Here is a 13,514-nt window from a genome sequence, read left to right as displayed (position 1 = left end):
GCATGGGCCGCGGCACTGCGCGGCGGGCTCGGGCTCAAGCTCGCCGGGCTCGGCATGGTGATCGCGCTGGTCGCGATCGTGTCCGTCGCGATGGTCATGTTCGTCGGCGGATTCACCAACACGGTGACCGTCACGCTGGACGCACCGCGCAGCGGCCTGGTGCTCGATCCCGACGCCAAGGTGAAGATCCGCGGTGTGGAGATCGGGCGGGTCTCGCAGATCAAGCAGACCGCCGACGGCGCGAAGCTGACGCTGGCGATGGATCCCGAACTGCTGAAAATGGTTCCGTCGAATGCGACCGTGGATATCAAGTCCACCACCGTATTCGGCGCCAAGTACATCAATTTCACTGCGCCGGACCAGCCTTCGTCGACCCCCCTGAAGCCGGGTTCGACCGTGACGGCCCAAGCGGTGACCGTCGAATTCAATACGCTGTTCCAGCATCTGACCGATGTGCTGCAGAAGATCGAGCCGGAAAAACTCAATGCCACACTGTCGGCGCTGGGCACCGCGCTGCAGGGGCGTGGCGACAAGCTCGGCGATCTGCTCGCCCGCAGCGATGCCTACCTGCGCGATATCAACCCGAGTCTGCCCGCGCTGCAACGCGATCTGGTCTCCTCGACCGGCGTCACCAACCTGTATGCCGACACCGTGCCGGATCTGCTGCGTACCACCGATAACGTGACCGTGACGGCCGCAACGCTCGTCGAAGAGCAGGAGAACGTCGATGCGATGCTGGCCAACCTCATCGGATTGGCCGATACCACCGGCTCGGTGCTGCACGAGAACGAGCAGCCGCTGGTGACGGCGCTGGATCTGCTGCGCCCGACCACCCAGCTGCTCAACGACTACAAGCCCGCGCTGTACTGCCTGGTCGTCGGTCTGGCCAATGTGCTCCCGATCGGTGAGGACATCTTCGGCGGACGGTACGACGCGGTGCCGCTGAATGCGAGTTTCATGCCCGGTGCCGATGCCTACCAGTACCCGCAGGATCTACCGAAGGTGAATGCCACCGGCGGGCCGCACTGTGCGGGCGTGCTGGATCGAGTGCCGGACAGCCACGCGGACTTCGTGGTCACCGATACCGCCGAGGGGCACGTGTGGACGCCCTCGACGACGACACATCTGAACGGGCCCAAGGTGTTCCAGTTGCTGTTCGCCGGATTGCCGGGGGTGGGGCAGCTGTGAAACCGCGCGCGACAACGGTCAAGCTGACCATCTTCACGCTGGTGATGGCCCTGGTATTGGCGGGACTGGTAGTGGTGTTCAGCCAGATGCGCTTTGCCAGGGAGAGCGGCTATCACGCGGTCTTCACCAACTCCTCCGGCATGCTGGACGGCGCCAAGGTTCGAATCGCCGGTGTGCCGGTGGGTTCGGTGACCGGGGTGCATGTCGGCAAGGACAAGCTCGCGCACGTCGATTTCGATGTGGACAGCAAGTACCGGCTCTACACCAGCACCAAGGCAACCATCCGCTACGAAAACCTGGTCGGGGATCGGTATCTCGAACTGCTGGAGGGGCCGGGCACCGCGCAGGTGATGTCCAAGGGCGCCACCATCGGCCTCGACCGCACCTCGCCCGCACTCGATCTCGATATGTTGCTCGGTGGCTTCAAACCGCTGCTGCGCGGCCTCGATCCGGCTCAGGTCAATGATCTGACCGAGGCGCTGCTCCAGGTATTCCAGGGGCAGGGCGGCACGCTCGTCGCGCTGCTGAACAGTTCCGGATCGTTCGCCAAAACCCTCGCCGATCGAGATGCGTTGATCGGCAGCGTGATCGAGAATCTGAAGACCGTGCTCGCCACGATCGATGACCGCGATCAGCAGTTCGCCACCACTCTCGAGGAATTGCAGCGGCTGGTGAGCGGTTTGGCTGCCGATAAGGATCCGATCGGCGCCGCCCTGCCGCGGATCGCCGGTGCGACCGGGGATCTGACCGAGCTGCTACAGCAGGCCCGGCCGGATCTGAAGACCACCATCGAGCAGACCGGCACCGTCGCCGCCACCCTCGACGACGGTTCCGACACCATCCAGTGGGTGCTGGATCGGCTGCCCGAAACCTATAAGAAGCTGGTCCGGATCGGTTCCTACGGATCGTTCCTGAACATGTACGTGTGCGGCACGAACTTCATTGTCGACGGGCCGGACGGCAAGCCGTTGCACATCACCCTGCCCGGGTTGCAGACGACGGGAAGGTGTGCAAAGAGCTAATGAACGAAACCCGATCACGCGCAGTCTCGCTCGGCATTATCGGCATTGTCGTCGCGACCACGGTCTCGCTGTCCGCACTTCAGGTCGACCGGCTGCCGTTCATTCGCTCCGGCGCGACCTATACCGCGTACTTCGCCGATGCGGGCGGACTGGTTCCCGGCGACAATGTGCAGGTCGCGGGTGTGAAGTCGGGACGCGTCGAGCAGGTGAAGCTGGATGGTGCGAAGGTCTACGTCCGGTTCACGCTGGACGAGGCAATCGTGCTGGGCAATAAGACGAGTGCCGCCATCAAGACCAATACGGTGCTCGGCCGCAAATCGCTCGAGGTGACTCCGTCGGGCAGCGGTTCGACTCGGACCAACGAGACCATTCCGCTGGACCGCACCACCTCGCCGTATTCGCTCACCGACGCGCTCGGCGATTTGTCGAATACCGTCAAGGGCCTGGATATGGACAAGGTCAACCAGACACTGGACGCATTGTCGACGACCTTCGCCGATACTCCGGCTCCGCTGCGGTCGGCACTCGACGGCGTCACTCAACTCTCACGCAGCCTGAATGCCAGAGATCAGGCGCTGACCGAGTTGCTCCGCCGGGCGCAGAACGTCACGAAGGTGCTCGCCGATCGCAGCAATCAGATCAATGCGCTGCTGGTCGACGGCAACGAGTTGCTCGGCGAATTGGATCGGCGGCGCGGCGCGCTCAGTCAGTTGATCGTGTACATCAACGGGCTGGCCCAACAGCTGACCGGCCTCGTCAACGACAACGAGGCACAGCTGAAACCCACACTGGACCGGCTGAATTCGGTGCTGGCACTGCTGCAGTCCAATAAAGACAACCTGTCGAAAGCGCTCGATGGACTCGGTCCGTTCTCGGCCGCGCTCGGTGAACAGGTCGGCAGCGGTCCGTACTTCCAGGCATATGTCTCGAACGCCACTACGCGCGGCCTACAGATACTCGTCGACGCGCTGGTCTGGCCGCAGCATGTGCCCGATTCCTTCCGCGCATATCTGACCGATCCCGCGCTGCCATCGATCGAGCCCGCCATTCAGGAGCCGCCGCGATGAATGCATTGCGCACTGTTCGTTCGGCACCGCAGTGGGTGCGGGTGCTCGCCCTGGTCGTCATCGCCGCACTGGTGATCGCCGGCGGTTGGTCACTGATATCGCGGATCGGAAAGACCTCGATCACCGCGTATTTCCCGTCCACGACCGGCTTGTACGCCGGTGACGAGGTGCGGGTGCTCGGGGTCGCGGTCGGCCGAATCGACTCCATCGATCCCGGTCGTGACCGGGTCCGGGTCGCGATGACACTCGATCGCGGGATCGAGATCCCCGCGGATGCCAAGGCGGTCATCATTTCACCGTCGCTGGTGTCGGCGCGATTCATCCAATTGGCTCCGGCCTACACCGGTGGACCGAAAATGCACGACGGCAGCGTTATTCCGATCGAACACACCGCGGTTCCGGTGGAATGGGATGACATCAAGGCCGAATTGTCCAAGCTGGCAACGACTTTGGGGCCGGTCGGCGACGATGAGCAGGGCTCGTTCGGGCGCTTCGTGAATACCGCCGCCGACAATCTCGGCAATGGCAACGCGCAGGCGCTACGCGATACCTTGCGCGAGTTGTCGCACACGCTGAGCACATTGTCGGATGGCCGCACCGATCTGTTCGGCACCATCCGCAATCTGCAACAGTTCGTGGATGTGCTGTCCAAGAGCAACGATCAGATCGTGCAATTCGGCGGACGGCTCGCCTCGGTGTCGTCGGTGCTCGCGAATGTTTCCGGTGATCTCGGTGCCGGACTGGACAATCTCGACATCGCCGTCGGTGATGTGCAGCGGTTCATCCAAGAGCGCGGCGGCGCGCTGACCGAGGGGGTGCAGCGGCTGGCCGAGGTCACCCAGAACCTTGCGGATAAGCGGCCCCAGCTCGAGCAGGTATTGCATTCCGGGCCGACGTCGCTGGCGAACTTCTATCAGATCTATGATCCGGCGCAGGGCAGTCTCACCGGTGCCGTAGTCGCGCCGAACTTCGCCAACCCGTTCGCCTTCCTGTGCGGCGCGGTCGAGGCGAATGACGCGAACGGTTCCGATCAGAGCGCCGCACTGTGCCGCCAGTATCTGGCGCCCATGATCCAGCAGCTCATGATGAATTACCCACCGCTGCTTGCCAATCCGGTATCCAATCAGACCGCGTTCCCGAATCAGCTCGTCTACAGTCCGCCGAGTCTGGCCGCGCGCGGACCGAGTGATTCGGTGCCGCAATCGGATCCGGTCACCGTGCCGAACGGTATTGCCGGGCTGGCCATTCCGGGAGGAGGGCGATGATGCACAGGCGAATTGCCGGTGCGGCAATCGGATTGGCTGTCGTGCTCGGAGTCAGCGGCTGCGAGTGGGATGGGCTCAATTCGCTGCCCATGCCCGGTACCGCCGGAAGTGATCCGAACGCCTATGAAGTCGAGATCCAGATGCCCAATGTCACCACGCTGACCCGTAATTCGCCGGTCCGCGTGAACGACGTGACGGTCGGAACCGTGACGAAGCTCGAGGTGGAGGGCTGGCACGCGCTGGTCACCGTCTCGTTGAACCACGATGTGAAGCTGCCCGCCAATGCGACCGCCCGAATCGGGCAGACCAGTCTGCTCGGCAGCAATCACCTCGAACTCGCCGCGCCGAAAGATGTTCCAGCACAGGGTGAGCTGAAGAACGGCGATCTGATCCCGTTGGATCGGGCCGGTGTCTATCCCACCACCGAGCAGACCCTGTCATCGCTGTCGGTGGTGCTCAACGGCGGCGGCATCAGTCAGCTCGAAACCATTACCCACGAACTCAATGCCGCATTCAACGGCCGCGAGGATGCGATCCGGGATCTGCTGCCGCAGCTGACCGAGCTGACCACCACACTGGATTCTCAGACCAAAGACATCATCGATGCGATGGGCGGACTCGACCGGTTCACCGGCACGCTCGCCAAGCAGAAGGATCGGGTGGCCGCGGCGATCGAACAGATCCATCCGGCGCTCACCGTGCTCGCCGATCGGCGCGAGAACATCACCCAGACCCTCACCGCCCTTGGTGATCTGAGCGATGTGGTGCAGCGGATCATCGCGCAGGGTGGGGACAATCTGAAGGCGAATCTGGCGAATCTGGCACCCGTGCTGGAGACGCTGGCCAGCACCGGGAACAGCCTGGTCGAGGTGCTGAAGCTGATCTTCACCTTCCCGTTCCCGATGAAGAATCTCGATCACGCGGTCAAGGGCGACTACATGAACCTGCTCATGACCGTCGATATCACAGGTAAGCGGTTGGATTCGAACTTCCTCACCGGCACCCCGCTCGGCGGTCGGTTCGGCGGGGTCGAGGGCGCACTCGGCGGTCTGGCCGGTTCGGCGGAGGGCAATAGCAATCCGGCGACCGCACCGCTACAGCCACCGGCGACACCGGCTCCGACGCCGAGTATCCCCGGGCTGCCGCCGATTCCGGGTCTGCCCGCGATACCCGGCCTCACCGTTCCGCCCGCCGGGCAGGAAGGTGCGGGCCGATGAAACTCACGCGCTTCGTCCGGATCCAGTTGGCCATCTTCTCGGTGCTGACGGTGATCGGGTTGGTGGTGATGGGCGGCACCTATGTGGGACTGCCCGCCATGTTCGGCATCGGCCGCTATGAGGTGACGGTAAAACTGTTGGCCACCGGCGGGCTGTATCCGACGGCCAATGTCGCCTACCGCGGCACGAATGTCGGCAAGGTGGAAGAGGTTCGGCTCACCCCGACGGGTGTGGACGCGAAGCTGTCCATTGATAGTGATTACAAGATTCCGTCCGATGTCGACGCGTGGGTGCGCAGTGTTTCGGCCATCGGTGAGCAGTACGTCGATCTGGTACCGGCCGCTGATGCCAAGGGCGGCAACCTTTCCGACGGTTCGGTGGTTCCGGTGGAACGCACCAAGCTGCCCGAGGATATCGGTACTGTGCTCGATCGCTCCGATCGTCTGTTGTCCAGCATTGCCGACACCAAGCTCCGGCAGGTGATCGACGATGCGTTCACGGCATTCAACGGGGCCGGACCGGATCTACAGAAGTTCATCGATTCCGCATCGCTGCTGGTGCAGGAGGCTCAGGCGAATGCGGAGCCGACCAAGGATCTGCTGGAAAAGATCGGACCGCTGCTGGATACGCAGAATCAGTCCGATGCGGCGATCCGGTCGTGGACCCACGACCTGGCAACGGTCACCGATCAACTGCGCGCCCATGATCCGGCATTGCGCAATGTCATCGAGAAGACGCCCGGTGCCGCCCAACAGGTGAGTTCGCTGTTCCAGGACCTGCGCCCGACCTTGCCGATTCTGCTGTCGAATCTGGTCAGCGTGGGTCAGGTCGCGGTGACCTATCACTCGGGTCTGGAACAGATCCTGGTGATTTATCCACCGCTGACCGCCGCGTTCCTGACGGTTATCCGCGGCCCGGTCGAATACGGTGCCGTCGTGGACTTCCACCTGGAACTCAACGATCCGCCCGGCTGCACCACCGGCTTCCTCACGCCGGAACAGCGCCGCTCGCCCGCCCAGCTCGACACGCCGGATACACCGCCCGGGCTGTACTGCAAGGTGGCGCAGAACGCCAGGGAAGCCGTGCGCGGTATCCGCAATACGCCGTGTATGGAGGTGCCGGGTAAGCGGGCACCATCGCCGGAGCTGTGCCGCGATCCGAACGGCTATGTGCCCGAAGGCAATAACCCGGCGTTCGGTGCGCCGCAGCCGGTGACGCCGTCTGGCGACCCGATCGGCGATCAGGGCTCGACCCACCCGGCCGCACACAGCACGACATTGGATCCCGGCAGTGGGACGTTCATGGGACCGGACGGACGCACGTACCGTCAGGGGGATATCGGAAAGGACGGATCCGGCACGATACCGTCGAGTTGGCAGGCGATGCTTCAGGAGCAGCAGCAGTGAGAGAGCGCAGCGAACGAACAATGTCACAGCGTGCTTCGCGCATGCCGGAACCGAGCGTCAGCGAGGTGCAGGCATGAGTGAATCCAGTGTGGTCAAGGCTCGGCCCAGGCGACGGGCGGTGCGTTCGGCGGGTCCGCCGCCGGAGGACACGCTCCCGCTCGAGACCGAAGGTGTCGAGCTGTCCAAGGCCGTCGATGTCACCGTCAAGGTGACGAAGACGGAGTCGGACAGTCCGAGCGAGGATGCCGAATCCGTGACGACGCTGGAGATCCCCAACGTCGCCGATGAGGTCGTCGATGACGCTGCGAAGTCCGCCCCGCCGCGCTGGGTTCTCATCGCCGGTGCCGTCGCGGCCGCGGTCGTGGCGATCGCGCTGGTGGTCGGCACCGGATTCTTCGCCTTCAACCTGCACACCGCATCCGACCGCGATGCGCGGCGCGCGGACTACGTGCAGACCGCCAAGCAGGCGATTCTCAATCTCACCACCATCAAGGACGACACCGCCAAGGCCGATATCGACCGCGTCCTCGCGGTGGCCTCCGGTGAACTCAAGGCCGAATACTCCCAGCGCAAGGACGCCTACGCGAGCGTTGTGGAACAGGCCAAGGTGAAGGCCACCGGTGAGATCATCGAATCCGCCATCGAGAGCGAGGACGGGGATTCGGCACGCGTGCTGGTCGCCGCCAAGCAGACCCTGACCAATGCGGGCATGGCGGATCCGCAGACGCGGTACTACCGGTTCCGGGTCACCGTCACTCGCGGCGATAACGGGATCACCGCCTCACAAGTGGAGTTCGTGGCATGAGTCGGCGGCTGATTCTGGTGGCGTCCGCGGTCGCCCTCGTCATCGTCGCGTTGGCGGCCATCTGCGGCGTCACCGGATACAAATTCTGGAACGACCGCAAGAGCGAACAGGCGCGTACCCAGGCCGTCCCCGCCGCCCAACGCACTGTCGAAGCGATGTTCACCTACAACTTCAAAACGGTGGACGCCGAATTGCCCAAGGTCGCGGACAATCTCAGCGGCAGCTTCCGCGACGACTACCTGAAACTGATCAGGGAAGCTATCGCCCCCGGCGCCAAGGAAAAGGAACTCAACGTCCAAGCCACCACCCAGGCCACCGGCGTAGTCTCCGCCGAACCCGCCCACGCGGTGGTCCTGCTGTACCTGAACCAGGTAACCACCGGCAAGGACTCCCCCCAAGCCAACATCAGCACCAGCCGAGTCCGAGTAAACCTCGAAAAGGACAACGGCCACTGGCTCGTATCCGCAGTAAACCCGATTTAGTTGGCTGCACCCGCTGTCACCGCGGCCGGGGGTGTCCCTATGTTCGTTGTCAAGTCGTGGGTTGATGTTCTGCCTTGTGATGGCTTTGGCGGAGTCCGCGGTCGGTAACGTGATTCGAGTGGCGTCAAAGGCTGAATGGCAGGCTGCTCGGGATCGTGTGGCGGCGTATCACGAAGTGCGGCTCGGCGAGCTGCTCGAGCACGTCGGCCGGGCATTGGACGGGTTCGGTGCCGGGCAGTTGGATGCGTTCGAGGTCGACGCGGTGATCCACCAGTACCATCGGGCGGCTCAGCGGTTGTGGACGTTTTGCGGCGAGTCCGGTGCGCAGGTGGAAGCCGCCGCGCATCTGATCGAAGACATGACTCGCGCGGGTGAGGTGATCGATTGGTGGCAGCGCGGCATGTCGGCCAGGGCCCGGCGTGCTGAGGGGCCGGACGCCTGAACCGTGCCGGTTGTCGAGCAGCTGCCCGGCGATCAGGCCGCCGCTGCGACGTCCTCTATGCCATGCTCGAAGCCAAGCGGCTATATCGAGATCCGAGACCAGCCGCAACCTGAGCCTCGGCACGACCAGTCGGCCGCGAACAACGCTTCCCAATACCCAGACCCGCCCCGATGAACAACACACCACCGAGCATGAACCACGGATTCCACAGCACCAGACTCCACCAAGTTCGATGCGGCCCCACCTCGCAACGGACACCGCCCGCATCCGCGGCTAACGCGACCTCGACCAGGACACCGCGAGCCAGCAACACCAGCCCGGCAAGCCCGATCATCCACGCCATAACCCAGCGCCACCGGCGCGGCATATTCACAGCTGCTGCCACACCAACGAACGCAGCATCAGCCAGAAGCACAACAGCCACGCCCCACAGACCGGCCGCAACGAACATCGGCGGACGCCGAGCCGCCAAATCCGAGCCCGCTGACGACGCCAGCCCCACAGACCCACCCAAGGCCCAGAACAAGTGCACCGCCGCGAACACACAGCTCCAAAACACCGCGGCGACCACGGCCCAATCCCTCCGAGCCAACCTCATCCAACGCAGCATACGTCCCGAAATCTCCGAGAAGCTTCCGCCGCCACCACCGTCTCCACAGTTACCACGGTTGCAAATCGCGCCTACCACGGTCACTGCGGTCATCGCACCACTTCTCTTGGTCGGCCGATCAGGTGGAACTGGCGGCGGCGAGTAGACCCCGCCACCGGTTCCCCGTGATCGCTTGTCCAGCAGTGTATTTCGGGGGAGGGGCAGGTTTATGATGCTGGGCCGCGGTTGGGAGGTCCGCTGGGGGCAGTTCGAAGGTGTGTGCGTCACCGACGCGTGGTGCGACGCTGAGTCCGGCGCGGCCGCACTCGTTCGTCCGGGGGCTACGCCGTGATCAAGACGGCATTACCGCTGGCCTGGCGGTGCCCTGGAACAGCGGCCCCCGTCGTAGGGCACCTCAACCGGATCAAGCCTCTGTCACGTGAACGGGCGCGCCGTGACCGACGCGCTCGGCTGGGGCCCCCTGTCAGGATTGAACTGACGACCTTTCGCTTACACGAACGGCAGGGCCTCTGCCGCTGAGCTCAGCCGCGTAGCGGCTGGAATGGAGCCCCCTGTCAGGATTGAACTGACGACCTTTCGCTTACAAGGCGAGTGCTCTACCACTGAGCTAAGGAGGCGGACGGTGTCTTACAAAACGGTGCCAATCATAACCGGGCACGCCAGCTGCGTGACACCGGCTATGCGGTGTCACGCAGTGACGGTTCAGCTGTGAGCCCGGCGCAGTATCGGATACCGCGCGTCAGGACTGGGCGCCCTGACGGGCCGCGTCATCGGCGGCCATGGCGTCACGCAGGCTCTTCGGACGCATGTCGGTCCAGTTCTTCTCGACGTACTCCACGCACGCGGCGCGGCTGTCCTCGCCGAAAACGACTCGCCATCCGGCCGGAACCTCCGCAAAGGCCGGCCACAGCGAATGCTGTTCCTCATCGTTGACCAGAACGAAGAAGCGGCCGTCTTCGTCATCGAAGGGGTTGGTGCTCAATTTCACCTCACTGGATACTGGCGCATGTACGGGATCGCCCTTGGCTCGTCCAACGCTGTCGAGCGCCGGAAGGTCCCCGAGCGTTGTGTCGACCCTAGCAAGGTAGACGTTACGCGTAGGCGGTTACCTCAGGCCGCGAAGAAATCGAGCAGGATCTTGTTCACCGCTTCTGGACGCTCTAGATAGCCATAGTGCCCCGCATCAGGAACTTCCAGGTAACGCGCACCAGGAATGACCTCGGCAACCTCCCTGGACAGATACGGCGGAATCATCCGATCGTCGGCGAATCCGATGGCCAGGCACGGCACCTTGATGCCGCGGTAGGCCTGCACCCGGTCGAAATCGTGGTCCATCCGGCGCTGGGCGCGGATCCCGGGCGTCACCGCACCACCGGTGAATTCGAACAGATCGAGCCAGTCGCGGGCGGCGTTCGGATCGGCCATGGTCGCGGGCGACATATTCATCACCGCGGTCACGGCGGCCTCGTACTTCGCGGGCAGGCTGACCCCGCTGGCGTCGAGTTCGTGTTCGCCGAGCGAGAGCGTCTTCTGGAACTGGTCGAGGCGGCCGTGTCCGGCCATGAATACGGCCTTGCGGACCAATTCCGGACGCGCCAGCGCGAGTTCCTGGGCCACCCGCGCGCCCATCGAAGTGCCGACCACCAGTGCCGGACCCTCGTCGAGCAGTTCGATGAGTCCGGCGGTATCCCCGACCAGCTGATCGATGGTCATCCCTTCGGCCGCCTCATAGGACGGTTTGATGCCACGATTGTCGAAAGTGCAGACCCGATATCCCGCCTTGACCAGCGCCGGGACCTGATGCAACTCCCAGACCCGGCCTGGGCTGCCGGTGCCCATGATCATGACGACCAGCGGACCCGCGCCCTTCCCCTCCGTGCCCTTGGCTCGGTCGCCCTTGACCTGGTAGTTGAGTGAAATTCCGTTCACCGTGGCCAGCGGCATATCGACCCTTTCGTGGAGTTGGTGCTGCGTTCCAACGGTATCGGGCTCCGGTTTTCGACGAACAAGCGAAGGGTATGACGCCGAACGTGTCGGAGGTCACCCATATCCGGGTGCGACACACCTCGATGGTGGCCAGATACCATTGAATATTCGCACGTACGAGCGTACTGAGCCGGGAGGACAACAAGATGGCCGCGAAGAGCAGCGCGAACGACATCGCGGACGACGATCTGGAACCACTCGCCGACGAGACCGCCCGTCAGGCGCAGCGAGTTGTCGCGGCCTACGCGGAGGATGCCGACGAATGCCGGATGCTGCTGTCGATGCTGGGCATCGGGCCTAACTCTCGGGGCGAGTAACCACCTCGACGTCAACGGGGCCGTCGACTATCTCATAACTTCAACGGGAACAGCGACGCGCAAAGGATGCGTGAGTGGACCAGATGACCCAACAGCCGTCCGAGGACTCCGAACACGCCTTTCTAGAGCCCCCATCCGAACCCGACACCACGGTGGTCCCCTCCGCCCTCGCCGACGTGAACGGGGCCGGTTCCGGCTTCGTCGTCGTCGCCAACCGGCTGCCGGTCGACCTGGAGAAGCTGCCCGACGGTTCCACCCGCTGGAAGCGCAGTCCGGGCGGTCTGGTGACCGCGCTGGAGCCGGTACTCCGCAATAACAAGGGGTCCTGGGTCGGCTGGGCCGGCGTTCCGGATGTGGATATCGATCCGATCATCGAAGACGGCCTCGAACTGCATCCGGTGCCGCTGTCCGCGGAGGAAGTCTCCGAGTATTACGAGGGCTTCTCCAATGGCACGCTATGGCCGCTGTACCACGACGTGATCGTGCGCCCGGTCTACGATCGGGCCTGGTGGGCCGCCTATGTCACGGTGAACAGGCGTTTCGCCGAGGCCACCGCGAAGGTCGCCGCCGAAGGCGCGACCGTCTGGGTACAGGACTACCAACTGCAATTGGTGCCGAAGATGCTGCGCATGCTGCGGCCCGATCTCACCATCGGATTCTTCCTGCACATTCCGTTCCCGCCGGTCGAGTTGTTCATGCAGATGCCGTGGCGGACCGAAATCATCGAGGGTCTGCTCGGCGCCGACCTGATCGGCTTCCACCTGCCCGGCGGCGCGCAGAACTTCCTCTACCTGGCCCGCAGACTGGCCGGACAGCCCACCTCGCGCGGCACCGTCGGTGTGCGCTCCAAGCTCGGCGTGGTGCAGGTGGGCTTCCGCACGGTCCGAGTCGGCGCGTTCCCGATTTCGATCGCCTCGGCCGAACTCGACGAGCATTCGCGCCGCCGTTCGGTCCGGGAGCGCGCCGCGAAAATCCGTGCCGAACTCGGCAATCCGAAAAATATCCTGCTCGGCGTCGACCGCTTGGACTACACCAAGGGCATCGATATCCGTCTCGCCGCGCTCGAGGAGTTGCTGCTGGAGGGCAGGCTGGATCCCGCCGATACCGTCATGGTGCAGCTGGCCACCCCGAGCCGTGAGCGGGTCGAGAGCTATATCCAGATGCGCGGCGATATCGAACGCCAGGTCGGCCGGATCAACGGCGAATTCGCCAGGGTCGGATATCCGGTCGTGCACTATCTGCACCGCCCGATTGCGCGCGACGAACTCGTCGCCTTCTTCGTGGCCGCCGATGTCATGCTGGTGACGCCGCTGCGCGACGGGATGAACCTGGTCGCCAAGGAGTACGTCGCCTGTCACAGTGGTCTCAACGGCGCGTTGGTGTTGAGCGAATTCACCGGCGCCGCAGCCGAATTGCGTCAGGCGTATTTGTGCAACCCGCACGATCTGAACAGCGTGAAGGATGCCGTCATCTCCGCGCTGGAGGACGACCGCGATACGCGTCGCCGCCGAATGCGCTCCTTGCGCCGTCAGGTGCTCGCGCATGATGTGGACCGCTGGGCGCGAGCGTTCCTGGAGGCGCTGGCACAGGATCAGGTCGCGGGCAGCGCGCTACTCACCGACGACGATGTGTACCCGGAGTCGCGAGCTCCCCGTCGCTGACGCACCCACGACGGAGTTAGTCATACGAGCGGCAATTGAACACACC

General features: G+C 64.0%; 14 protein-coding genes and 1 tRNA gene. 11 read left to right on the top strand and 4 right to left on the bottom strand.

Annotated elements, in window-relative coordinates; genetic code table 11:
• The first annotated feature begins 54 nt into the window (after positions 1 to 54).
• The 9 genes from ACIBJI_RS37015 (at position 55) to ACIBJI_RS36975 (ending at position 8,894) form a co-directional block, all read left to right on the top strand.
• On the top strand, positions 55 to 1,188 hold the full coding sequence (locus tag ACIBJI_RS37015) for an MCE family protein (protein WP_364357419.1): 1,134 nt from the start codon (positions 55 to 57) through the stop codon (positions 1,186 to 1,188).
• Positions 1,185 to 2,210, top strand: coding sequence for an MCE family protein (locus tag ACIBJI_RS37010; RefSeq protein WP_364357297.1), 1,026 nt, complete (start codon positions 1,185 to 1,187; stop codon positions 2,208 to 2,210). Before ACIBJI_RS37015 ends, ACIBJI_RS37010 begins: the two co-directional genes overlap by 4 nt.
• Entirely contained in the window at positions 2,210 to 3,277 is a 1,068-nt protein-coding gene (locus tag ACIBJI_RS37005) for an MCE family protein (RefSeq protein ID WP_364357294.1), read from the top strand. Before ACIBJI_RS37010 ends, ACIBJI_RS37005 begins: the two co-directional genes overlap by 1 nt.
• Entirely contained in the window at positions 3,274 to 4,542 is a 1,269-nt protein-coding gene (locus ACIBJI_RS37000; protein WP_364357291.1) for an MCE family protein, read from the top strand. The genes ACIBJI_RS37005 and ACIBJI_RS37000 overlap by 4 nt, the downstream gene beginning before the upstream one ends.
• A complete protein-coding gene (locus tag ACIBJI_RS36995) occupies positions 4,539 to 5,759 on the top strand; it encodes an MCE family protein (RefSeq protein WP_364357288.1) in 1,221 nt (406 codons plus the stop codon). The genes ACIBJI_RS37000 and ACIBJI_RS36995 overlap by 4 nt, the downstream gene beginning before the upstream one ends.
• Positions 5,756 to 7,165, top strand: a complete 1,410-nt coding sequence (locus ACIBJI_RS36990; RefSeq protein ID WP_364357285.1) for an MlaD family protein — start codon at positions 5,756 to 5,758, stop codon at positions 7,163 to 7,165. The genes ACIBJI_RS36995 and ACIBJI_RS36990 overlap by 4 nt, the downstream gene beginning before the upstream one ends.
• Before the next feature lie 73 nt (positions 7,166 to 7,238).
• A complete protein-coding gene (locus ACIBJI_RS36985) occupies positions 7,239 to 7,970 on the top strand; it encodes a hypothetical protein (RefSeq protein WP_364357282.1) in 732 nt (243 codons plus the stop codon).
• The gene (locus ACIBJI_RS36980; protein ID WP_364357279.1) at positions 7,967 to 8,452 is read left to right on the top strand and encodes a h domain protein; all 486 of its coding nucleotides are present in this window, start codon (positions 7,967 to 7,969) and stop codon (positions 8,450 to 8,452) included. Before ACIBJI_RS36985 ends, ACIBJI_RS36980 begins: the two co-directional genes overlap by 4 nt.
• A 118-nt stretch (positions 8,453 to 8,570) precedes the next feature.
• Complete coding sequence (locus ACIBJI_RS36975) at positions 8,571 to 8,894, top strand: hypothetical protein (protein WP_364357276.1); 324 nt, start codon at positions 8,571 to 8,573, stop codon at positions 8,892 to 8,894.
• A gap of 55 nt (positions 8,895 to 8,949) precedes the next feature.
• Here ACIBJI_RS36975 and ACIBJI_RS36970 read toward each other — a convergent pair whose 3' ends face one another.
• The 4 genes from ACIBJI_RS36970 to ACIBJI_RS36955 form a co-directional block, all read right to left on the bottom strand.
• Positions 8,950 to 9,492 carry a DUF3995 domain-containing protein gene (locus ACIBJI_RS36970; RefSeq protein WP_364357273.1) on the bottom strand — a complete coding sequence of 181 codons (543 nt, stop codon included), beginning with the start codon at positions 9,490 to 9,492 and terminating at the stop codon, positions 8,950 to 8,952.
• A gap of 554 nt (positions 9,493 to 10,046) precedes the next feature.
• A tRNA-Thr gene (locus tag ACIBJI_RS36965) sits at positions 10,047 to 10,121 on the bottom strand.
• A 122-nt stretch (positions 10,122 to 10,243) separates the two neighbouring features.
• On the bottom strand, positions 10,244 to 10,486 hold the full coding sequence (locus tag ACIBJI_RS36960; protein ID WP_011207082.1) for an MbtH family protein: 243 nt from the start codon (positions 10,484 to 10,486) through the stop codon (positions 10,244 to 10,246).
• 128 nt (positions 10,487 to 10,614) lie between these two features.
• Positions 10,615 to 11,448: an alpha/beta hydrolase gene (locus ACIBJI_RS36955; protein ID WP_364357270.1), complete on the bottom strand. Its 834-nt coding sequence runs from the start codon at positions 11,446 to 11,448 to the stop codon at positions 10,615 to 10,617.
• 188 nt (positions 11,449 to 11,636) lie between these two features.
• Here ACIBJI_RS36955 and ACIBJI_RS36950 point away from each other — a divergent pair, with 188 nt between their 5' ends.
• Both ACIBJI_RS36950 and ACIBJI_RS36945 read left to right on the top strand, forming a co-directional pair.
• Entirely contained in the window at positions 11,637 to 11,807 is a 171-nt protein-coding gene (locus ACIBJI_RS36950) for a hypothetical protein (protein ID WP_169338030.1), read from the top strand.
• Positions 11,808 to 11,890: 83 nt separating this feature from the next.
• Positions 11,891 to 13,468 carry a trehalose-6-phosphate synthase gene (locus ACIBJI_RS36945; protein WP_396959668.1) on the top strand — a complete coding sequence of 526 codons (1,578 nt, stop codon included), beginning with the start codon at positions 11,891 to 11,893 and terminating at the stop codon, positions 13,466 to 13,468.
• Positions 13,469 to 13,514: the final 46 nt, after the last annotated feature.

The sequence above is a fragment of the Nocardia sp. NPDC050408 genome (assembly GCF_044458905.1).
Taxonomy (GTDB): Bacteria; Actinomycetota; Actinomycetes; order Mycobacteriales; family Mycobacteriaceae; genus Nocardia.
This window is presented reverse-complemented; position numbering and strand designations above follow the sequence as displayed.